The organism is Geovibrio thiophilus, from assembly GCF_004087915.1.
Taxonomy (GTDB): domain Bacteria; phylum Chrysiogenota; class Deferribacteres; order Deferribacterales; family Geovibrionaceae; genus Geovibrio; species Geovibrio thiophilus.
This window is the reverse complement of sequence record NZ_CP035108.1, coordinates 2389632-2410857: the sequence shown is the minus strand read 5'-3', so window position 1 is coordinate 2410857 and position 21226 is coordinate 2389632. Positions and strand designations below refer to the sequence as shown.

The window sequence follows — 21226 nt, the reverse complement described above, 5'->3', positions numbered from 1 at the left end:
AATATAAGTTTATTTGAAGCCTTAAACTTTGATGGAGGGCAATGCCTCTTTGCAGGACTGGTGACTGAGACAGGAACAGGATTGTTCAAAAGTATATACTTTCTTACTTTTAAAAGGGCTCTGTCAGCAAGCTGTAAAGAAAGACAAAGCCCCCTTGGGTCAGTATCTGAACTGTTCGATGGACTGTCTTAGTGACTCCGCTGTGGATTCAAGTTCACTGAGGGTTTCGGCTATTTCATTAACAGCGGCGGCACTCTGCTCTATTCCGGCGGAGATTCCTGTTGTGCTGTGCCCTGTGTGCTGAATCGCTTCGGACTGCTCATTGACGGAGAGAGTTATTATACTGTTTTTTCCTGTGACATCCGACACCGCCTCATTTATTCTGTCGAATGCGTTTTTAGTGCTTTCCGACTGAGCAACGCATTTCTCAATGTTTCCTGATGCCGCTTCCGCCCCTTTGATGGCGTTTTCCGTTTCCGTTTTGAACAGTGTCACTATACTGATTATCTCTCCTGTGGAAGACTGTGTTTTTTCGGCGAGCTTTCGGACCTCGTCCGCAACCACAGCGAAGCCTCTTCCTGCGTCACCGGCTCTGGCGGCTTCGATTGCGGCGTTGAGTGCCAGAAGGTTGGTCTGATCGGCTATCTCATTTATGACTTTTACAATATCTCCAATTTCGTGGGAGGTTTCGCCCAGCCTTTTTATTGTTTTCGCCAGACTGTCGCTGTCATTTTTTACTGCTGTTATCAGATGCACAATACTGTCCAGTTCGGCGCGTCCGTCAGAGATGCTTTTCGTGGCGGATTCCGCTGCTTTTTCAACATCTTTGATATTCTCCTCTATGGAAACAGCCGTTGTGCTCATTTCGCTCATGGCGGCGGCTATTCCGCTGACTTCCTCTGACTGGTCGCTGAAGGTTACGGAAAGCTCCTCCACTGCCGCTGCGAGCTGCGTTGTTCCCGAAGCCACCACCGATACTGACTTTGCCGTACCGCTCACCAGAAACTGGATATTTTCTATGAAGCAGTTCACATTCGCCGCCAGTTCGCCTATTTCATCTTTGTTTGTGACATTTATCCGCCTTGTCAGATCGCCGTCACCTTCGTTAAGCTGAGCAGTCAGACTGATCAGCATGCGGATATTGCCTATAACCGAAAGAAGGAGAATATACACAAGGGACACAAAGGCTGTAAGACCGACCAGCGCCGCTGCGCCTGTGAGAGTGAGCTGACGTTTGGCTGAGCTGATTTCGGAGTTCATGTATGTATTCATGGAAAGGGCTATGAGATCTTCCGTTTCCTTCATTGCGTTTATTTTCTGCGTAATCAGGCTGAACCACTCTTCCGCATCGACACCGAATCCGCCTTCAAGTCCTTTGACTGCGGCTGTTTTCTCCATTTCTGAGGCTTTTCGGCTGAAGTCGGAGCTTTCGGCGGCATCAGAGCTCTGCCTGAACTCTGTGCGGGCAGTCCACCCGAACGAGGTGAGGTAGGCGCTTCTTTCGCTTGTCAGACGGAGATATTTTTCGTACATGCCGTCACCGAAGCGGTCGTCCGCAAAGGCGGAAGCAAGTACTGCACGCAGCAGCCCTGTCTGTTCTTTAGCGCTCATGTAGTTTGTATAAGCTATAGTGTCCTTGGCGAGCTGAGGATCATTTACGCCTGCAGCAGCCTCCGAAACAGCGTCGAGGAACAGTTTGTTGATTTCGGTGTAGTAATTTATGACCTGCGCGGAATCCGTGAGTTTATCTGCTGTCTCTCTGCGCATTTTGGAGAGGTTTTCAAGCCCGCTCATTGCCTGACGGATGTTTCCGGAGGTGAACGATCCGCCGCTCAGGGCGCTGCGCACTTTTTTCAGAGCGTCATCCGTGGACTCGTACTGTGTGTTCAGTCTGTTGAGAAAAGACTGTTCTCCGCCTGCGAGATAGCCTGCGGAAAGCCCTCTCTCCTTCTGGAGTTCGTGCACCAGAGCGCTTGATGAGACTGAGAACTCCACAAAATGTCTGAGAGATTTGGTTTTCGTCAGTACATCCGCATCCTGAAACAGACCGGAAGCAGTGTAAAAAGTAAGCATAATAAACGGGATTAACAGTGCCGAGAGTACTTTTGTTTTGATAGACATATTTTTCACGGCGTCACCTTTATCAGAAATAAGTGTTTGTAATATATATTACAATTAACGAAAAATAATTGATCAATATCAATTTACGGAATAGGAGCGTAAGGAAGGTGGTCCTCTGTTCTTCAATAACCTCAGACTGACAGGATGACGTATTACAATGTCACTGCGAGGAGCGAAGCGACGTGGCAGTCTCTGAAATATCCAGAGAGATTGCTTCACCCTTTCAGGGTTCGCAATGACGCAAAACAGCCCCAAGGATGGGGCTGCGCCGTGCGGAGTGAAGCCGAACCGAGTTCGGCGCGAGCGTGTACATCAAACTGACAGGACAGTGCAGTTTGATGTTATTAAATGAGAGATTGCTTCACCCTTTCAGGGTTCGCAATGACGCAAAACAGCCCCAAGGATGGGGCTGCGCCGTGCGGAGTGAAGCCGAACCGAGTTCGGCGCGAGCGTGTACATCAAACTGACAGGATGTGCAGTTTGATGTTGTTAAATGAGAGATTGCTTCACCCTTTCAGGGTTCGCAATGACGCAAAACAGCCCCAAGGATGGGGCTGCGCCGTGCGGAGTGAAGCCGAACCGAGTTCGGCGCGAGCGTGTACATCAAACTGACAGGATGTGCAGTTTGATGTTATTAAATGAGAGATTGCTTCACCCTTTCAGGGTTCGCAATGACGCAAAACAGCCCCAAGGATGGGGCTGCGCCGTGCGGAGTGAAGCCGAACCGAGTTCGGCGCGAGCGTGTACATCAAACTGACAGGATGTGCAGTTTGATGTTGTTAAATAGAGAAACACAAACGGGAAGCCCGAAGGCTTCCCGTCCGTAATTATAGGTTTCGCGTGAAGGATTGTAGTTATTTTTTGATTCCCGCAGCGGCTTCCAGCATGTCTGTAGTAACAGACTTCGGACGCTCGATCGGGTAGCCGAGAGCTCTGTCCCAAGTGATGTTCGCAAGAACGCCGATCGCTCTGCCCACACCGAAAAGAACTGTGTAGAAATCGTACTCTCTGAGACCGTAGAACCACTGGATAACGCCGGACTGAGCATCCACGTTGGGCCATGGGTTTTTGGCTTTTCCGTGCTCCATGAGGATGTCGGGAGCAACATCGTAAATCATTGCCACAACCTTGAAGAGTTCATCTTCGGGAAGGTATTTCTGGCAGTATTCACGCTGAGAAGTGTATCTCGGGTCTGTTTTTCTGAGAACGGCGTGACCGTATCCGGGAATAACCTGACCGCTGTTGAGAGTATCCCAGAGGAATTTTTTAAGATCTTCCTTAGTGGGAACTTTTCCGCCGAGTTTAGCATACACGTCCTGAATCCAGCCGAGAACTTCCTGATTTGCGAGACCGTGAAGGGGACCCGCAAGACCGTTGAGACCTGCTGAAAGAGAGTAGTAAGCATCGCTGAGAGCGGAAGCCACAAGGTGCGTCGTATGAGCGGAAACGTTTCCTGACTCATGGTCTGAGTGAAGAACGAAGTACATTCTCGCAACATCGTCATAAGGAGCGGGAATGCCCATCATGTGAGCGAAGTTGCCGCCGAAGTCAAGGCTCATGTCGGAAGCGATGGGTGTGTCGCCTTTATATTTCATTCTGTAGATGTAGGCTGCGATTTCGGGAAGCTTGGCGAGGAGGTCGCATGAATCTTCATACATGGACTCCCACGCAGTCATTTTGTTGAAGCCTTCAGCGTAGAATTTAGCGAATTTTGATTCGCGCTGCATGGCAACCACGGCAGCAGAGAGCATAGTCATGGGGTGAGTGTCTCTGGGCATAGCTCTGAGAACATCTATAACATACTGAGGAACCTGAGCTCTCTTTTTGAAATCTTCAACCACTTCTTCGGCCTGAGCCATAGTGGGGACATCACCTGTAAGAAGGAAGTACCAGAAGCCCTCAACGTAAGGATAGTCTTTTCCTTTTGGTTTGGGGAGTTTTTCCATTACTTCAGGTATTGTAAGACCGCGGAAGCGGATTCCTTCCACCGGGTCAAGATATGAAATGTCGGTAACAAGGCACTTAACGCTTCTTGCACCGCCGATAGCCTGTCCGATTGTTACTTCGCCAAGTTTTACGTCACCGAACTCTTTAGTGAGTTTGGCGATTCTGGGGCGATGCTCATCAATTTTCTTCTTAAGAACGTCCTTAAGTCCCATTAGTATGCCTCCTTGTTATTATAATAATCTTCAATTTTATACCGCTGTTTATTTTCTATCACTAAGACCTTTCAATGTCAATAGGGAAATTGTATACAATGTACATAAAAAATTTCTGTAAACAGCGATAATAAAATAGTTGTTTTAAGTACTTAAAGCCTTTTGTATCAGTGTTTAGAGAGGTTAAAATGCCGTACCGAGCCCGCATGCCCCTGTCAGGACTAAATTATCTTTAGTTCAATAGTCAGAAATAAACAGAGATTTGATCAGGGTGTATAAAAGAGGATTATCGGTATAGCTTATAGATGAGTCGGAGAAGCCGGCGGCGCGGTCTTTCGAGATCGGGTTTTAAAGGTGATTTCTATTTCACACTCTTGAATATTTTTGAAAGTGCTGATAAAAGTAGATTTCGTCGGCTATGACAGGGGGGAGTTTTTGACAGGTTTTATTTTCATAGTGTTCAGCGCCTTATGCCACTCCCTGTGGAATGTTCTGCTCAAACGTTCCTCCGACAAGTATGCTTTTAATTTTTTTATGCACCTTGTTAATCTTATTTTCTTCACAGCGCTTTTTCCGGTCTTTTTCAGGGAATACATGTATTTTGATAAAGGCGCCGTGATCTACGGACTGATAGGCGGAACGTTCTTTGCCCTGTATCACCTTTTTATATCAACAGCTTACCGCTACAGTGACGTGTCCTCAATCTATCCCATAACCACTTCGTCGCCGTTTTTTATACTTATTTGGGCTACTCTTTTTCTCGGCGAGAGGCTCACTTTTTTTGGAGTATCGGGAATTATTTTCACTGTTTTAGGAGGAATTGTCCTCAACGGAGAGAAGGGTTCCCGTATTAAGCCCGCAAAAGGAACAGTGTTTGCCCTGCTGGCAGCCTTTTCCTACTCCTTCGGAGCGTTGGCTGACAAGGGCGGAGTGGGCGGTGGTAATATGATTTTCTACACCTACTGTCTCTGTTTTTTCATGACATCGTACCTTGCCGTATATTCACTCAGGCACAGACCGTTCCGCAAAGAGTTTATCATGGCAGAGAAAAAATATTTCATCATAGCGGGTGTGATAGTCTTTCTCTCTTTTACATCGTACAGATACGGGCTGACTTTCATGGAGGTTTCGTACGCCGCCGCACTGAGGCAGGTGAATGCTGTTTTTGCGCTGATAATCGGTGTGTTTGTGTTCAAAGAGGCTTTTTCCCTGAGCAAGCTCACCGGAACACTGATTATTGTGATCGGAATTGTGCTGATCAGGTTTGGCATGTAATTTGTTATTAAAGAGGCAGGTAGTGGAACAACCACGCTCACTGAGAAGGATCTCGCAAGGGCCGGCGTAACAGCCGGCTTCTTTGATCATGGGATCATTGTGTCATCGAACTGCTCTGACAGCGGTTTTCAATAAGCCTGTGTTTCCTGTGCCGCGTATAATTTTTCTTAAGAGACGAGAAAACGGCAAACTGCTGATCGGGAAAATTTTTCTGATCAGTGCGATCATTTCCGATCGGAATTTTATACCTGTTCAGAGATTTTTTAAGAATCCGTTTATGAAGGTGTGATCGGTGAGCCCGAGGATTTCTCTCTGAGCTTTGTAATCATTTATGGCTTTTGTTTTCGCCTGCTTGATAAGCCGGATTTTTTCGGCGGATTCAGCGGATTTTTTTTTCAGCCGCTCAAGGACGCACATGAGCTGTCTGCGTTTTTTCCTTTTCAGATTCATGGTGAGGTCGTGCTCCACACGCTCAATCATATGTGACAGGCGGGTGTGAAACTGTTCTTCGCCGCCAAGCATCCCGCAGGCTATCTCCACCTTTCTGCCCAATCTGCAAAGGGTGTCTGACTTCATTTCGGCGATGTCGTGTTCAAAACAATCCATTTGGCTCATGGCGGAACTATACATCCTGCATATACTAAATAAAAGCGAAATATATTGCGTTTTGCCGCATAAGGTATTAGTTTTCCAACTCGGTAAGAAGACCGGGCAGTCGCCGGTGCGTTCGCGTGCGGGAGGAAAGTCCGGACACCGCAGGGCAGGACGGTCGGTAACGCCGACGTGCAGTGATGCAGGGAAAGTGCCGCAGAAAACAGACCGCCAGTCTGAAAAGACAGGTAAGGGTGAAACGGTGGTGTAAGAGACCACCGCTCTGCCGGGTGACCGGCGGAGGCACGGTAAACCCCGTCCGGTGCAAGGTTAAATAGGTGAGCATTTTAGGGCTGCCCGCCCGAGCTCACGGGTAAACCGCTTGAGCCTGAGAGCAATCTCCGGTCTAGATTAATGACTGCCTCAGCCCCTTAAGAAGGGCTCAGACAGGATCCGGCTTATAGGTCTTCTTATTTTTATAACACCGGACTGTACATCCTGTCAGTTTGGTGTACACACCCGCGGTTTGCACGGCGTGGTTCCGTCCTTGGAGTTGCTGTTATGCGCAGCGTTGCTCAGAATGTTGGTGAAGAATCTCAGAATCTTTCCAGAAAAACAGAAAGAGAATCTATGTTCCTTACGCAGTGATCGGCTATCTCCTTAAGCTTGGCATTGCTGCCGACACATACCGAGTTGCCTGCCGTGCGGAACATCTCAAAATCATTCTCTCCGTCGCCGAAAACCCATGTGTTGTCCTGTGAGATGCCTGTCATTTCAAGCAGTGTGCTGAGTCCTGCTCCCTTGTTAATATTTGAAGGGGTGAAATCCATGCAGTCATCGTGGTAGTATGCGCTGATGAAATCAGATTCAAACTGCGGGGCAAAGGCGTGGAGAAGCCCTATATCCCCGGGGCAGACGGGGTAAAAGGTTACATTCAGGTGGTTGAGCTGAACCCATATCCGCTCTCCGAATTTCTTTCTGTAGGCGGCTTTTATCAGTTCAATACTGTTTCCGTGCTCCGCAGGTATCTCCGCCAGACGGAAGCCCGCGGGCGGAAAGCATGCGTCAAGGCTCAGCGCTCCGCCGTTTTCGCCGATAACAGAAGCGGATGTTATCTCAAGCTGTCTGCAAAGTCCGGTAATATAGGTAAAGGGCTTACCTGAGGCTATGGCGACTTTGTGTACGCCGGAAAGTCTTTTAAGCTCCGACGCAAGCGCAGGCGGAACAGCTCTGCCCGCCCTGCATATAGTGCCGTCAATATCAAATACAAAAAGCATTCTTTTCATAAAATATATTATTACACAAAGTTAAACCCGAATAAAGAGTAATCATTTCGGTAAGTCCATGGGATCAAAGATTTAACACGATTCTGACATGGATTGTTTTTTGTATACAACGTTCTGTTTGACGAAAATGAAAAAATAGTTTAGATTGAATACAGTATACAGAATACAGAATATTAACACAAGTAAATAAATTGTTTAAAATGTTAATAGTGTTCTGCTTTACTCAAATAAACCTTTGTTAATTTCTTTAATTAAACGGCAAAAGATGGTTAGGGAGCCGGTTTTTGAAGCAGGAAAACGTATTGGAAAGCAAACCCCTGAGAGAAAAAATCGCCGACAAGATACGGGCGGATATAATAAAAGGCGTTCACGCAGACGGTGAAAGGCTTGTGGAGCCCAAGCTGGCAAAAAGCCTCGGGATCAGCCGCACACCGATACGTGAGGCGCTGAGGCAGCTTGAAACCGAAGGCTTCATAGAGATTGTACCCCGCAAGGGCGCGGTGGTTAAAGCCCTTACTATTAAAGATATAGACGACCTTTACGCAGTGAAGGCAAGCCTTGAGGGGCTGGCGGCAAGGCAGGCTGCGGCTAACCTGAATGAAAAGGACATAGATCGCCTGCGTAAAATCAACGAAAAATTCCGCGATATAGCATATGAGAACCCAAATGTTATGGACGAATACCTCAAATATAATGTGGACTTCCATAATATCTTTATAACTGCCTCGGACAATAAAAAAATTCTCGAAATTCTCGACAGTCTGGCGAAAAATTTCCAGAGACTGAAAACAGTTCTCGTCTCCAACCGCGAGCGTGCGAAACACGCAGTGGCAGAGCATCAGGAGATCATAGAAGCCTTCGCCTCTGGTGATCCTGATCTTGTTGAGAAAAAAGTGCGCTGGCATATCCAGAACGCTTGGGAATATCTGAAGCACAATATCAGAAAATAAAAAACAGAGAACGCCTGAATAAAAGCTTTCGGGCGGCGGATGCAGAGGTTCAGGGATGGGAGTCAGGGATATAAACATCGACAATACCCCATTAAGCGAAAGAATAGCCGAAACAATCAGAACTAATATTCTCAAGGGTGTTATTAAAGCCGGAGAAAGGCTTGTGGAACCTAAGCTTTCAGAACAGCTGGGCATCAGCCGCACACCCATAAGGGAAGCTCTGCGTCATCTGGAAACCGAAGGATTTATCGAAATCATTCCCCGAAGGGGCGCTGTGGTCACAGAGATAACCGATAAGGACGTGGATGAGATCTTCGTGATCAAAATCCGGCTTGAGGCTCTCGCCGCAAGGCTTTCCGCAGAAAGGCTCACCAAGGAAGACATAGAGAAGATGAAGGAGCTCGCCGCAAAAGTCCGTGAGGGTTCCTCTAAAGTCGGTCACATGGTTAACTGGAATTCCGAGTTCCATGATATTTTCATAAAAAACTGCGGCAACGATCGTCTGATCAAGATTCTGGCGGGGCTTCAGCAGCAGTTCAAGCGCGCTACGGTCTTCTCATTTTCCGAAACCGGCAGAACTCAGGAGGTCGCCAGAGAACACCAGAGCATAATCGAGGCTATTGAGCTGAGAGACAAAGACAGAGTGGAAAGGCTTGTGGAAACTCACATCCGCAACGGATGGGAGTTCATAAAGTCCAGACTCTGACAAATTTCACGGGAGGCGGAGTCCGTCCGCTTCCTTTATTATCTATCGTTCATATAAATCTGTTGCAGTCCGTTACATTTTTTTTCTTGATTACTGCCTTTTTTGTCAATAAAATGTTAAATATAAAGTTGCATTTTATACAAACGCATCAGTCAGGAGCAGCCGCAAATGTCATATTCGGAGACTGCCGGAGTATTGAAGCTTGATGATTCCCTGAAAATCGGCGCAGGGGCGGAACGTGCCTGCTACGTTCATCCGCTTGACCCGCGTCTGTGTGTTAAGGTCAGGTATGTGGACAGAACAAACAGCCGCAGAACGAGGCTGATTACGCATATTACAGCTTCCTGAAAAAGAGAAATATAAGCTGGGAGCATATTGCCAAATGCTACGGTTGGGCAGAAACAAATCTGGGCGCCGGACTTGTTTTTGATCTGGTTACAAGGCGAGACGGAACTCCCTGTAAGTCTCTGGACGCGTTGATTTCCGAAGGAACGCCTCTTTCAGTATTTCTAGACGAGCTTGATCAGCTTTACAGCTATCTTCTTAAATTCAATATTCTGCCTGCTGACCTCAGGCTGGACAACATTCTCTTTAATCCTGAGATGAATAGCAGTTGCAGGCTTGTCATAGTGGACGGTCTCGGCAACAGAAATTTCTTTGCGTGGGCGACAAACAGAATAAACAGTTTCGGCAGGGTCAGAATCAGCAAAAAGTACAACAGGTTCCTGTTTAAAGCCAGACGTGACGGGCTTTTGCCCTCAGACTCTTTAGTCTCTGAAACTCTTTCCTGACAAGGGCGCCGACCGCGTATTTATAATCCTGAACATCCTCAAGTTTTCCAATGACAATACGTTGCAAGTTTGCTATAACGGCTTAAAATTCAGGCGTCCCGCTTATTCTCTGCGGGGATGCTGTTTTCGCCTCAGAAAATATCACTATATTCATAAATGAGCGGGGTTGTTTTATGAAAGCACAAGTATTTGTAAAGTTTAAGAACGGGGTTCTCGACCCTCAGGGGCAGACTATCCTCGGGGCTGTAAACCGCATGGGGCACAGCTTTGTGAAGGATGTTAAAGTCGGTAAATTTTTTGAAATCGAAATTGAAAAATGCGAAAATCCCGATGAAAAGCTCAAGGAAATAGCCGATAAGGTTCTCGCAAACCCGATTATTGAAGAATTCAGAATAGAAATAGCCGGAGAGAATTAATGAAAGCGGGAGTTGTTGTTTTTCCGGGCTCCAACTGCGATCACGACTGCTATCACGTTTTAAAGCATGTTCTCGGAATGGACACTGTTTTTCTCTGGCATAAGGATGCCGACCTGAAGGGCGTTGATCTCGTTGTTCTCCCCGGAGGGTTCTCATACGGCGATTACCTTCGCTGCGGCGCCATAGCCAAGCATTCCCCGATTATGCAGGAAGTGAGTGAGTTTGCCGACAAGGGCGGTCATGTTCTGGGTATCTGCAACGGTTTTCAGGTGCTTACGGAAGCCGGTCTTCTCCCCGGCGCGCTGCTCCGCAACAAGGATCTTAAGTTCATATGCAGGTATGTTAACCTCCGTGTAGACAACGCAGGCACAGCCTTCACCAGCAGATACGCCGACGGCGAGATAGTCCGCATCCCCATAGCCCACGCGGAAGGAAACTATTTTGCTTCCGAGGATGTTATAAAAGAGCTTGAGGAGAACAACCGGGTTGTTTTCCGCTACTGCGATGAATACGGCGAAACCTCCGAAGGCTCAAACCCCAACGGCAGCATAAACGGCATAGCCGGAATAGTTAACAAGGGCGGAAACGTTCTCGGCATGATGCCCCACCCCGAAAGATGCGCCGAGGAGATCATGCAGACCAAGGACGGCTTTCATATTTTTGAATCTCTCCGTAAAGTTTTAAAAGGTGTTCTATGAGCATGTACGATACATTCAAATACCCAGAGGTGACTGCCGAGGCCGCCAGAGGAATGGGACTCAAACCGGAGGAGTTCAAACACGCCGAGAAAATCATAGGCAGAACCCCGAATTATATAGAACTCGGCATTTTTTCCGCCATGTGGAGCGAGCACTGCAGCTACAAAAGCAGCCGTGTGCATCTCGCAAAACTCCCAACGGAAGCTCCTTGGGTTGTTCAGGGACCCGGCGAGAACGCGGGGATCATCGAAGTGGACGGCGATATATGCGCCTGCTTCAAGGTGGAGAGCCACAATCACCCTTCATACATTGAGCCTTTTCAGGGCGCTGCCACAGGCGTGGGCGGTATCATGCGTGATGTTTTTACCATGGGCGCAAGACCCGTCGCCGCTATGAACTCGCTGCGCTTCGGTAAAATAGACAATGAAAAAACAAGATCGGTATTTGAAGGAGTCGTCGCCGGAATCTCTTTTTACGGCAACTGCTTCGGCGTGCCTACTGTCGGCGGGGAGGTCTTTTTCAATGACTGCTACGCCGGAAACCCGCTGGTTAACGCTTTCAGCTTAGGTCTTGTGAATAAAGATAAAATATTTCTCGCCAAAGCGGAAGGGGAAGGTAACCCTGTAATATACGTTGGCGCAAAAACCGGCAGAGACGGAATCCACGGCGCTACCATGGCGAGTGAGGAATTTTCCGCCGAGAGCGAATCCAAGCGCCCCAACGTGCAGATAGGCGATCCTTTTAAGGAGAAGCTGCTCCTTGAGGCGTGCCTTGAACTCATGAAGGAAGACTGGGTAGTGGGGATTCAGGATATGGGCGCCGCCGGACTCACAAGCTCATCATTTGAGATGGGCGCGCAGTCAGGCGTTGTGCTTGATCTGGACATGGTTCCCGTGCGGGAGAAGGGGATGACCCCATATGAGATAATGCTTTCCGAATCACAGGAAAGGATGCTCATGGTTGTCCGCAAAGGATGCGAAGAAAAAGTTAAAGCTATTTTTGATAAATGGGATCTGGATGCCGAGGTCATAGGACACGTGGCGACAGACGGTTATGTCCGCCTCCGCTGGCAGGGTGAGGAGGTTGCGGCACTGCCCGCTGCTCCGCTCTCCAAAGAGGCTCCCAAGTACAACAGACCATACGCCAGAGGCGAATATATGGACGAGCTGAACAGTCCTGCGGAAGTGAAAGAGCCTGATCACCTGAAGGGTGTTCTCCTTAAGCTTCTCGCCGCGCCGAACATAGCGTCCAAAAAGTGGGTTTTCTCGCAGTATGACCATATGGTGAGGATCGGAACCACAGTGCTTCCCGGTTCTGACGCATCAGTTATCCGGGTGCCGGACTCAAAGAAAGGCATAGCCCTTTCAGCGGACTGCAACAGCCGCTTCTGCCGCCTTGACCCTAGAACAGGGGGGATGGCAGCCGTGGCCGAGTCAGCCAGAAACGTCGCCGTCAGCGGCGCGCGCCCCAGAGCGTTCACCAACTGCCTTAACTTCGGCAACCCGGAAAAGCCCGACATAATGTGGCAGTTCGTGGAAGCGGTTGAGGGGATGGCGGAAGCGGGCAAAGCCCTTGAAACACCAGTGGTCAGCGGAAACGTGAGTCTTTATAACGAAACCGAGGGCAAGGGTGTTTACCCCACCCCCACCATAGTTATGGTCGGCGTTATAGATGATGTTGAAAAAGCTGTGACAAGCACCTTTAAACTTGAGGGGAGCAGTATTTATCTTCTCGGTGAAAACACTGATGAGATTGGCGGAAGCGAATATCTCAGCACTGTTCACGGCATCGAAAAAGGACTGCCGCCCAAAATAGACCTTGCGAAAGAGAAGAAGCTTATCAATCTTCTTGTGGAAGCGGCTGATAAAGGACTTATGCTTTCCGCCCACGATACGGCAGAGGGCGGTCTGGCGGTTGCTCTTACCGAAATGTGCTTCGGAGAGAATCAGTTAGGCGTAAGAATAAACCTTGAGGACAACATGCGCACGGATCACCTTCTCTTTGCTGAATCTCAGGGAAGAGTTATAGCTGAAGTCAGCGGACACAACTCCCCCGCATTTGAGAAACTCGCTGAGAAGAACGGCGTGAAATACACGCAGATAGGCTCTGTGGAAGGCGCTCACATAGTTATAAAGCATCAGGGCAGAACAGTAATCAAGGCTGAAGTTCAGGAAGCGGCAGACAAGTTTCTGAACTCAATCGGAGAGTGGATGAAATGATATTGGATAAATTTCACGAGGAATGCGGCGTAGCGGGCGTTTTCGGCTGCAAAGAGGCTGCAAACCTTGTGTATCTTTCGCTGTACTCCCTCCAGCACAGAGGGCAGGAAGGAGCAGGCATAGCCGTCTCCGACCGTGATAAGATAAGATATGAAAAAGGGCAGGGGCTTGTGGCGGATATTTTCAGCGCTGACAAGATAGATGCCCTTGAAGGGGATATGGCAATAGGGCATAACCGCTATTCAACAGCGGGCGAGAGCCATATCCGCAACATTCAGCCCTTCTGCGTCGAGATAAACGCCGGACCCGTGGCAATAGCCCACAACGGAAATATTGTAAATGCCGATGAGGTGAAGCGTCAGCTTGTTAAAAACGGAGCTATTTTCAACTCCAGCTCCGACTCTGAGGTAATAGTGCACCTCATAGCCAAAAGCGGCATAGATAATCTTATTGAATCTATTATCGCATCCCTCAGGAAGCTTCAGGGCGCTTACTCGCTCCTGCTGATGACAAAGGACATGCTGATCGGCGTGCGCGACCCTCTGGGTGTTCGCCCGCTGATCCTCGGCAAACTGGTAAACGGCTACATACTTGTTTCTGAAACTGTGGCTCTTGACCTCATAGGCGCTGAGTTCATCAGGGAAATAGAGCCCGGCGAGATGGTTATCATCAGCGATAAAGGGATAGAATCCCTCCATCCTTTCGATAAGAAGACTCCTAAGCCCTGTATTTTCGAGCACATATACTTCGCCAGACCGGACTCTATGATCTTCGGCGAGAATGTTTACGATGTCCGCAAGAGAATGGGCAGGATGCTTGCCATCCAGCAGCCCGCTGAGGCGGACATAGTCGTTCCCGTGCCGGACTCGGGCATTATCGCCACAATGGGATATTCCGAGCAGAGCGGCATACCTCTTGAGATGGGGCTTATCAGAAACCACTATGTGGGCAGAACATTCATCGAGCCCTCGCAGTCGATAAGGCATTTCGGCGTTAAGATCAAACTGAACCCTGTAAAAAGCGTGATCAAAGGCAAAAAGGTTATAGTTGTGGATGATTCCATTGTCCGCGGCACAACCAGCCGTAAGATAGTTAAGATGCTCCGTGAGGCGGGCGCAAGAGAGATACACTTCAGGGTGTGCTCTCCTCCGACTAAGTTTCCCTGCTTTTACGGTATAGATACCCCGACGAGAAAGGAACTCATTGCCTCCAGCCATAATGTGGAGGAGATACGCAAGTTCATCACCGCGGACACACTCGGCTATCTGGACATAAACTGTCTTGAGGAGTGCGCAGGCGGCGGAGAGTTCTGTAAAGCCTGTTTCAACGGTGACTACCCTATGATGTCTCTGGACGGCGGCGGGGACAACCCTAAATCGGGCTGCTGATATTAAGCAATGCCCTCTCACTGAGGGGGCATTGCTATTTTTTTTAATATATTTTTTGAGATTTCTTCACTTCGCTGGCAATGACGGATATTTGAATCACTTCGGGGAGCGCAGCGACGCGGAAGTCTTTCAAGCTTTCTTATACAATGCCAGACTAAGCCCCAGCGTCATCAGTATAACCCCTGCAATTCTGTTCATGAGAGTTCCGGCGCTTTCGTGCCTTTTCAGGTAATCCCCTATGAAGCCAGCAAGTAATCCGCAGAAAGAGAAAACCGCAAACGTGCAGAGTATGAAAATAAGTCCGAAGACAGCCATTTGCGCTGCCGCAGAACCGTTCTCAGCCCTTACGAACTGCGGCAGAAAGGCGATGAAAAACAGAGCGACCTTTGGGTTGAGCATGTTTGCGGTTATGCTCTGAATAAAAATTGATTTAGGCGAGAGAACTTTGGTGTCGCTTCCGTTCAGTGCGGCTCCTTTTGCGGTGAAAGTCTTCCAGCCTATGTAGATGAGATAGGCTGCTCCCAGAAGTTTGATGACTGTGAATATGGCTACGGAAGACATAACAATTGCCGAAAGCCCGAGAACAGCGAACGTTGTATGCGCTATGTTGCCGAGAGAGAAGCCTGCCGCTGCGGAGAGAGCCGCCTTGCGCCCCTGAGTCATTCCGCGGGTCACAACGTATAAAATATCCGGTCCCGGAGTTATTGCGAGAACCGCTGATGCTGCTGCGAAAAGAAAAATCTGCTGAATATCGGGCATGGGTGCACCTTTTTAACTTTTTGAGGATAGTGGGGTAAAAGGGTAGGAGTGTCAAGGAAAAAGGGATTAAAACTGCACTGACACAGTTTCGCCGTGAGAGGTGAAGGGCAGTTCACCCGCCCGCAAACGTGTTCATTGAATCGGCACGGGTGTTCAGTTCAATGCGGTAATATGCAAAAAGCCCCTTCCGGAAAATTCGGAAAGGGCTTTGGGTTTCATATAGAACTGCGTGCGCAGCGTTATTATTTAAACAGGTTTTCGTAGAACGGGCTTATCTCAATTTTAGCCTTTGCTTTTGCTTCCTCAAGGTATGATCTGAGCGCTTCGTCAGACTTGGTCATGAGAAGCTCGTTTTTGATCATATCCGCGTAGTCCTTAAGCTCGTCCATTGAGGGCTCAACTATTTCATTTACATAAACAGCGTAAACGGAACTGCCGTTGATGAAGGGTCTGGCGATGAATTTGCCTGTTCCCGCCGCGAATATCATGTCGTTAAGCTCAAGGTTCATCCCGATTCCGGGAATCTGCTGGACTCTTATGAACTGGGGAGTCGTGGTGAAGGTTGTGCCGAGTTTATCGGCTGCGGCTTTAATGTCAGCTTCCTTCATCGCTTCTTCAGACTTGGCAGCGGCAAACTTCACCGCTTCGGCGTTTACGTAATCTGCCGCGACAGCGGAGCGTACTTCATCAAACTCGGGTATTCTGGATTCCTGAACATCTTCTATTTCAAAGATGTAGCTCACGCCGTTTATTGTTTCAACCTGACTGACTTCCGACTTGGAAAGTTTGAAAAGCTTAGTCATGACATCAGGATTGGCGGAAACAGGCTCTATTATGTCCTCCGCGGAGAAGAAGCCTGTCTCCCTCACGGGAAGCTGTTTTTCAGCAGTGCTGTTGTATGCGGTTATATTGGCGGCTTTTACTATCGCGGTGTATCTGCCGAAAACATATTCCCTGAATTCAGCCTCGCCGGACTGAGCGGTGAGGAGTTTTTTAATATCTTCCTTAACCTCGTCAAGCGTGGGTTTGCTGGCTTCTTTTTTCTCTTCGGCTTTAATCAGGTGGTAGCCGTACATTGTTTTCACAACGCCGCTGATCTCGCCTGAATTGAGGGCGAATGCCGCCTGTTCAAACTCGGGAACCATCTGTCCTTTTGTAAAGAAGCCGAGGTCGCCGCCGTTAGCGGCGGAGGAATCTGCGGAGTATTTTTCAGCTGCTTCGGCGAAGTCGAGCCCGCCTTTTATCTCATTGAGGATACTCTCAGTTTTTGCGAGAGCGGCCTTGACGGCGTCTTCGTTGTGCCAGTCTTCAACACGGATAAGAATGTGTCTTGCGTGCACTGTTTCGGGAGTGTTGAACTGATCCTGATTGCGCACATAGTAGCTTTCAGCGTCCTGATCGGAAATAACAGCCGAAGGTGTGAAGACCGCGGGGTCAAAATATGTATAAAGAACTTTTATGCGTTTGGGAATGCGGTAGTTTTCAGCGTTTGCGGAGAAGTATTCCTTGAGGACAGCCTCTTCCGCCTTAACTTCGTGAGCGAAGTTTTCAGCGTTAAAGGTGATATATGAGACAGACGCTTTTTTGTTTCTGTAGGAGTATTCCTTCGCCACTTCTTCATCGCTTACTGATACTGAGGCGGTGATGAGTTCGCGCATTTTTTCGGAGAGTCTGTCGGCTCTTACTGATTCCTCAAACTGCTGGGGAGTCATCCGGCTTCTGGCAAGTATTGTCTGGTAGGCTTCCTTGTTGAACTGCCCGTCCACCTGAAAGGAGGGGATGGAGGTTATAAGCGCCAGCACTTCGTCATCAGAAACGGTTATGCCGTTTTCCTTAGCCTTCTGAATGAGAAGGTGCTTGTTTGTGAGGTCTTCAATGACCTTTTTCTCCAGCTCTCCGTCCTGAGCGAGAGAGTCGAAGTTGTCCCCGAATATGCTTCTCATGTAATTGCGGGTATTTTCAAGCGCATTTGAGTATTCTTCGTAGGAGACGGTCTGTCCGTTGATTTTCATGAGGAAGTTCGCGTTTGCGACCTTATCGCCCACACCCCATACAAGGAAGATGGTAACGACAAATGCGATGATAACAAACCAAAGAGCAAACTTAAGGATGGCTTTTTGTTTTCTGAAGCTGGTAAGCATTTGGTGACTCCGAAGTTTTTAATTAAACTTAAAAAGGCTCGACAGGGTGACTCCGGCACATAATCGCAAATGTTACCGTTGCTCCCTTCCGGGCCTGGCGGGGTTCACACAGCAACCATTGCAGAGGCCCCATCGAGCCACTCTCTTGATTCTTAAAACGGAGAAGGAGGGATTCGAACCCTCGGTACGTTTTCACGCACATACGAGTTCCAGTCGTACGCCTTCAACCTAGCTCGGCCACCTCTCCTTAAGAGAAAAACAGATATATCAGTCACGTTTGCATCTGTCAACAATTAAAGACAAGTCTTTTTCCGTCTTAAAGCGGTAAAGTTTAAGCACTGTTTTGAATGCGGATGTAACCGCTTGCAAAAACCTAAATAGCTTTTATTATATGTTTATATCGGTGAAACCCGAATTAACAACGAGGATTTCATTTGCTGATATGCTTGATAACCACAGTTACATTCGCAGCTTGCGTGACAGGGTGGATTGTGATAGCCCAATGAGTGAGGCGGCTTTTCTCTGGTTATTCCCCGAGCGCCTCATCGCTTCATAAATAAGCTGATTCACAATTTCATTGACCGTCGGGAGAATGTCCTCTTCTGTGAATGTGTTCGCAGGCATATTAGATCCATTATCCAAATGATGAAAATCATCAATAGTCAGAGTGCTGCCTCCTTTAAGCACAGCATTATAAACAGCAGACCTCAATTCCCGCACATTCCCCGGGAAATCGCACTTCATGAGAAAGTATATTAGTGAGTCATCATAGTGTGGGATTTGCATTTCCGTTTCAAAAGATATTTCTTTTAAAAAATATTCAAAAAGAAGAGGAATATCATTTTTGCGTTCTCTTAACGGCGGTATAGTTACACTGTGAGTGCTGATTCTGTAAAAAAGATCTTTACGGAATTGTCCGGTTTCCTGCTTTTTCCTGAGATCATCGTTTGTTGCCAGTATAAAGCGCGCTTCAGAATGTTTTATGTTATCTGAGCCGAGCTGTTGATAAACCCTTTCCTGAAGCAGATAAAGCAGCTTAATCTGTAAAGACATGGGGAGTTCACCTATTTCATCCAGAAAGATTACACCGTTTTCAGCCTGCTGTATAAGACCTGTTCTGTTATGCTCCGCGCCGGTGTAGGCTCCTTTGATATGTCCGAAAAGGGTATCAGAAAAAATCTGCTCATCAAGCCCTGCTATATTGACGGAAACAAAAGGCTTGTCCTGTCTGGCGACGTTTGCGAATGCTTTTGCCAGAACACCTTTGCCGACACCGCTTTCCCCGCATATCAGAACAGGTTCCTTGCTGGCAACTATTGCGGAAAGGTATTTAAAGATGGTAAACATTTTCGGGCTGCATGTAACAAACCTGTCAAACTCTCCGGCGTGATCGGAAAAAATACTTTTTTTCAGAGCTTTATTTTCAGCAATAAGATCGCACATTGCGCTTATTCTTTTCACACTGGCAATATGCTCATCCACTGTAGCCGTTTTTACAAGATAATCGGCAGCACCCTCCCTCATACAGTTTACTGCCGTGAAAATATCGTTCATCCCTGTCATTATAACAACTGTCACTTCGGGAAACTCACTGCGTATTTGCTTGAGGACATCCTCTCCGTGTTCATTTTCCAGTATAAGATCAAGGAATATTATGTTTATGCTGCGACCGGATAGAATCTCCATTGCTGAGGAACCGTTCTGAGCAGTGAAGATATTATCTTCCGATGTTATTTTGTAATTGGAAAGCACTTTTTTGAAAGATTCCATCCATCTTATTTCATCGTCAATTAAAAGCACGGACAGCATTTAAACCTCGTTTTTTTCAAATGAAGGAAAATATAATGAGACAACAGTTCCCTTGCCCTGTATGCTTGAAAGTTCATGGTAACCTTTATGCTCTTTGACAATTCTGGATATTATCGCCAATCCCAGTCCTGTGCCTCCCTGATTGCGGCGTGTTGTGAAAAACGGGTTCCATATATCATTAATTATTTCATTATTTATTCCCCGTCCTTCGTCTGTGACACTGAGCTTAACATATTTATTATCTTCCGTGTTTTCAAGTGAGCAAACTATTTTCTGTTTTTTTTCAGTCAGGGCGTAACAAGCATTTTGAATTAAATTGATCACAACCTGTTCCATCTGAAAAGGGTTGGCATATATTTTACTGAGATTATCGTCTGCATTGAACACAAAGCAGTTTGTATACTTCTTGGTAAAAAAACCGATAAATTTCAGAGCGTCATTAACGGTTTTTTTTATATCAATTATTTCAAAAGTATTCGGCTTGCTGACGCTGTAAGCCTTTAACTCATGGATTACTGTTGTTATACGTCTGAGGCTTTCGCTGATGTTGATTTCTGCCTCCTCAACTGTTTTTCTTGCCGATACCCAGCCTTCAACGTATTTATCAAGATCGCTGAAACTATTCGGATGATCATTAACATAACTGTTGATTCCGTTATGGATGCGTTTGATTAAATCCATATTCAGGCATATCAGCGCAGTCGGGTTATTTATTTCGTGAGCCATTGTTGCCGCCATTTCTCCTATAGCCGCCAAACGCACAGCCATAAGAGCTTCATCCCTGAGTTTAACGTTTTCTGTTATTTCAGACATGATTACCAACAGCCTGTCCTGCTGATTGTCAAGAGTAACCGCTACTATCCGCCATGAACAGGCATCATTGGAAAGGCGGGTCAAATCAAAACATTTGTTTTCGTGTATAGCGGACTTGATTTCCTTTTGTATATTTGTGATGGGGTACCTCATTTTTTGAGCGTTATTCACATTTGTCCATGACACCTGCCCGTCTTTACCAATCAGGTATATGCACTCCGGCATGGCGTCCAGAACCATCTGAAAGAGTGACGAGAGGCTGCTCAGGCTTGCGGTCTTTCTCTGAACCTGTTTTTTGAGCATTTTATTCCAGATAAGTATAATAAATGCGGCAATAATAACCGCTGCCAGAGCTATAAGCGTGTAATAGTACCATGAGGGAGTTGAAATATCTCTTATGTGCCATTTTTTTATAATTTCAAAATATACGCCGTTACGTTTTATCTCTTCCATTGCCTTGAGCATTTTTTCAAAAAGCTCTTTATTATTTTTGTTAACACAAAAGCCATATATTGCGGGTACATTCGGTATGAAGCTGCTGCGTATGTTTTTGACGCCGATTTGGTAAGCTGAGTTTAAGGCGAGTTCCATTGTTGATAAAAGAGCGTCTCCTACCCCGTCTGATAAAGCTCGCATAGCCTCAGGTGAAGTATCGTAGGTTACTATGTGAATATTATACTCATCTCCGTGTTCAACGAGATATGAATGGCTATATGTGTTTTTTACTACCAGAACTGTTTTGCCTTTTAGTTGGTCCATATTTGTCAGATAAGGCATATCCGTTCTGGTGAAAATGTATCTGTAAAGCACTATTGATGTGGGTATGGGAGCGGCGAATCTGTTAGCAGAACGAACCGGTGAGATAGACATCATATCTATTTCCCCGCTTTCAAGCTTCCGCAGATTATCTTTGTAATTGCCGGAGACAATCTCGTAGCTGCACCCTGCTGCTTTTGTCAGAGCTTTCAGCAGGTCAACGTTCATTCCCACCGGCTGTCGATGGTCATTCAGCCACTCATAAGGCTTATATATTGACCACATTCCATATCTGATATGACACTTATCTGATGGATACGCGTTAAGGGCGAAAATAAATAAAAGCGA

At 47.2% G+C, this 21226-nt stretch carries 17 protein-coding genes, 1 tRNA gene and 2 other RNA genes; 10 read left to right on the top strand and 10 right to left on the bottom strand.

Features of this window, described 5'->3' with window-relative positions; all coding sequences use genetic code 11:
• Positions 1-159: 159 nt before the first annotated feature.
• Together EP073_RS11185 and EP073_RS11180 are read right to left on the bottom strand one after the other, a co-directional pair.
• Positions 160-2121 carry a methyl-accepting chemotaxis protein gene (locus EP073_RS11185; RefSeq protein ID WP_128467230.1) on the bottom strand — a complete coding sequence of 654 codons (1962 nt, stop codon included), beginning with the start codon at positions 2119-2121 and terminating at the stop codon, positions 160-162.
• Between the two features lie 854 nt (positions 2122-2975).
• Entirely contained in the window at positions 2976-4280 is a 1305-nt protein-coding gene (locus EP073_RS11180; protein WP_128467229.1) for a citrate (Si)-synthase, read from the bottom strand.
• Between the two features lie 435 nt (positions 4281-4715).
• On the opposite strand from EP073_RS11180, the gene EP073_RS11175 reads away from it, so the two are divergent.
• Positions 4716-5555 carry a DMT family transporter gene (locus EP073_RS11175; RefSeq protein WP_128467228.1) on the top strand — a complete coding sequence of 280 codons (840 nt, stop codon included), beginning with the start codon at positions 4716-4718 and terminating at the stop codon, positions 5553-5555.
• A gap of 252 nt (positions 5556-5807) precedes the next feature.
• Here the strand turns inward: EP073_RS11175 and EP073_RS11170 are convergent, their stop codons facing one another.
• On the bottom strand, positions 5808-6161 hold the full coding sequence (locus EP073_RS11170) for a hypothetical protein (protein ID WP_128467227.1): 354 nt from the start codon (positions 6159-6161) through the stop codon (positions 5808-5810).
• A 93-nt stretch (positions 6162-6254) separates the two neighbouring features.
• On the opposite strand from EP073_RS11170, the gene rnpB reads away from it, so the two are divergent.
• Positions 6255-6623: RNase P RNA component class A (gene rnpB, locus EP073_RS11165), an RNA gene on the top strand.
• Positions 6624-6742: 119 nt separating this feature from the next.
• On the opposite strand, the gene EP073_RS11160 is transcribed toward rnpB, so the two are convergent.
• Complete coding sequence (locus EP073_RS11160) at positions 6743-7432, bottom strand: HAD family hydrolase (protein WP_128467226.1); 690 nt, start codon at positions 7430-7432, stop codon at positions 6743-6745.
• A 302-nt stretch (positions 7433-7734) separates the two neighbouring features.
• On the opposite strand from EP073_RS11160, the gene EP073_RS11155 reads away from it, so the two are divergent.
• The 8 genes from EP073_RS11155 to purF all read left to right on the top strand — a co-directional run bounded on the left by EP073_RS11155 (position 7735) and on the right by purF (position 14600).
• Positions 7735-8382 (top strand): GntR family transcriptional regulator, encoded by a 648-nt coding sequence (locus EP073_RS11155; RefSeq protein ID WP_241653994.1) that lies wholly within the window; start codon positions 7735-7737, stop codon positions 8380-8382.
• A gap of 55 nt (positions 8383-8437) precedes the next feature.
• Positions 8438-9088, top strand: a complete 651-nt coding sequence (locus tag EP073_RS11150) for a GntR family transcriptional regulator (protein ID WP_128467224.1) — start codon at positions 8438-8440, stop codon at positions 9086-9088.
• Between the two features lie 168 nt (positions 9089-9256).
• Entirely contained in the window at positions 9257-9436 is a 180-nt protein-coding gene (locus tag EP073_RS14155; protein WP_128467223.1) for a YrbL family protein, read from the top strand.
• Entirely contained in the window at positions 9433-9879 is a 447-nt protein-coding gene (locus EP073_RS13840; RefSeq protein ID WP_347338918.1) for a YrbL family protein, read from the top strand. The genes EP073_RS14155 and EP073_RS13840 overlap by 4 nt, the downstream gene beginning before the upstream one ends.
• Before the next feature lie 173 nt (positions 9880-10052).
• The gene (purS, locus tag EP073_RS11135; RefSeq protein ID WP_128467221.1) at positions 10053-10295 is read left to right on the top strand and encodes a phosphoribosylformylglycinamidine synthase subunit PurS; all 243 of its coding nucleotides are present in this window, start codon (positions 10053-10055) and stop codon (positions 10293-10295) included.
• Positions 10295-10993 (top strand): phosphoribosylformylglycinamidine synthase subunit PurQ, encoded by a 699-nt coding sequence (purQ, locus tag EP073_RS11130; protein ID WP_128467220.1) that lies wholly within the window; start codon positions 10295-10297, stop codon positions 10991-10993. Before purS ends, purQ begins: the two co-directional genes overlap by 1 nt.
• Positions 10990-13212 carry a phosphoribosylformylglycinamidine synthase subunit PurL gene (gene purL / locus EP073_RS11125; RefSeq protein WP_128467219.1) on the top strand — a complete coding sequence of 741 codons (2223 nt, stop codon included), beginning with the start codon at positions 10990-10992 and terminating at the stop codon, positions 13210-13212. The genes purQ and purL overlap by 4 nt, the downstream gene beginning before the upstream one ends.
• Entirely contained in the window at positions 13209-14600 is a 1392-nt protein-coding gene (purF, locus tag EP073_RS11120; RefSeq protein ID WP_128467218.1) for an amidophosphoribosyltransferase, read from the top strand. The genes purL and purF overlap by 4 nt, the downstream gene beginning before the upstream one ends.
• Before the next feature lie 129 nt (positions 14601-14729).
• Here the strand turns inward: purF and EP073_RS11115 are convergent, their stop codons facing one another.
• The 6 genes from EP073_RS11115 to EP073_RS11090 all read right to left on the bottom strand — a co-directional run bounded on the left by EP073_RS11115 (position 14730) and on the right by EP073_RS11090 (position 21163).
• Complete coding sequence (locus EP073_RS11115; RefSeq protein WP_128467217.1) at positions 14730-15359, bottom strand: LysE family translocator; 630 nt, start codon at positions 15357-15359, stop codon at positions 14730-14732.
• A 242-nt stretch (positions 15360-15601) separates the two neighbouring features.
• Positions 15602-17500, bottom strand: a complete 1899-nt coding sequence (locus tag EP073_RS11110) for a SurA N-terminal domain-containing protein (RefSeq protein WP_128467216.1) — start codon at positions 17498-17500, stop codon at positions 15602-15604.
• Between the two features lie 36 nt (positions 17501-17536).
• Positions 17537-17635: signal recognition particle sRNA small type (gene ffs / locus EP073_RS11105), an RNA gene on the bottom strand.
• Between the two features lie 23 nt (positions 17636-17658).
• Positions 17659-17747: transfer RNA gene (locus EP073_RS11100), tRNA-Ser, on the bottom strand.
• A gap of 212 nt (positions 17748-17959) precedes the next feature.
• Positions 17960-19309, bottom strand: a complete 1350-nt coding sequence (locus EP073_RS11095; RefSeq protein ID WP_128467215.1) for a sigma-54-dependent transcriptional regulator — start codon at positions 19307-19309, stop codon at positions 17960-17962.
• Positions 19310-21163, bottom strand: coding sequence for an ATP-binding protein (locus tag EP073_RS11090; protein ID WP_164885354.1), 1854 nt, complete (start codon positions 21161-21163; stop codon positions 19310-19312).
• Between the last annotated feature and the right edge of the window lie 63 nt (positions 21164-21226).

What these genes read in the sequence shown, in the direction of transcription:
- EP073_RS11115 (WP_128467217.1), bottom strand. Translation starts at nt 15,359, where the DNA reads ATGCCCGATATTCAGCAGATTTTTCTTTTCGCAGCAGCATCAGCGGTT.
- purF (WP_128467218.1), top strand. Translation starts at nt 13,209, where the DNA reads ATGATATTGGATAAATTTCACGAGGAATGCGGCGTAGCGGGCGTTTTC.
- EP073_RS11170 (WP_128467227.1), bottom strand. Translation starts at nt 6,161, where the DNA reads ATGGATTGTTTTGAACACGACATCGCCGAAATGAAGTCAGACACCCTT.
- purS (WP_128467221.1), top strand. Translation starts at nt 10,053, where the DNA reads ATGAAAGCACAAGTATTTGTAAAGTTTAAGAACGGGGTTCTCGACCCT.
- EP073_RS11185 (WP_128467230.1), bottom strand. Translation starts at nt 2,121, where the DNA reads ATGTCTATCAAAACAAAAGTACTCTCGGCACTGTTAATCCCGTTTATT.
- purQ (WP_128467220.1), top strand. Translation starts at nt 10,295, where the DNA reads ATGAAAGCGGGAGTTGTTGTTTTTCCGGGCTCCAACTGCGATCACGAC.
- EP073_RS11110 (WP_128467216.1), bottom strand. Translation starts at nt 17,500, where the DNA reads ATGCTTACCAGCTTCAGAAAACAAAAAGCCATCCTTAAGTTTGCTCTT.
- EP073_RS11150 (WP_128467224.1), top strand. Translation starts at nt 8,438, where the DNA reads ATGGGAGTCAGGGATATAAACATCGACAATACCCCATTAAGCGAAAGA.
- EP073_RS11180 (WP_128467229.1), bottom strand. Translation starts at nt 4,280, where the DNA reads ATGGGACTTAAGGACGTTCTTAAGAAGAAAATTGATGAGCATCGCCCC.
- EP073_RS11090 (WP_164885354.1), bottom strand. Translation starts at nt 21,163, where the DNA reads ATGTGGTCAATATATAAGCCTTATGAGTGGCTGAATGACCATCGACAG.
- EP073_RS11095 (WP_128467215.1), bottom strand. Translation starts at nt 19,309, where the DNA reads ATGCTGTCCGTGCTTTTAATTGACGATGAAATAAGATGGATGGAATCT.
- EP073_RS11160 (WP_128467226.1), bottom strand. Translation starts at nt 7,432, where the DNA reads ATGAAAAGAATGCTTTTTGTATTTGATATTGACGGCACTATATGCAGG.
- EP073_RS14155 (WP_128467223.1), top strand. Translation starts at nt 9,257, where the DNA reads ATGTCATATTCGGAGACTGCCGGAGTATTGAAGCTTGATGATTCCCTG.
- purL (WP_128467219.1), top strand. Translation starts at nt 10,990, where the DNA reads ATGAGCATGTACGATACATTCAAATACCCAGAGGTGACTGCCGAGGCC.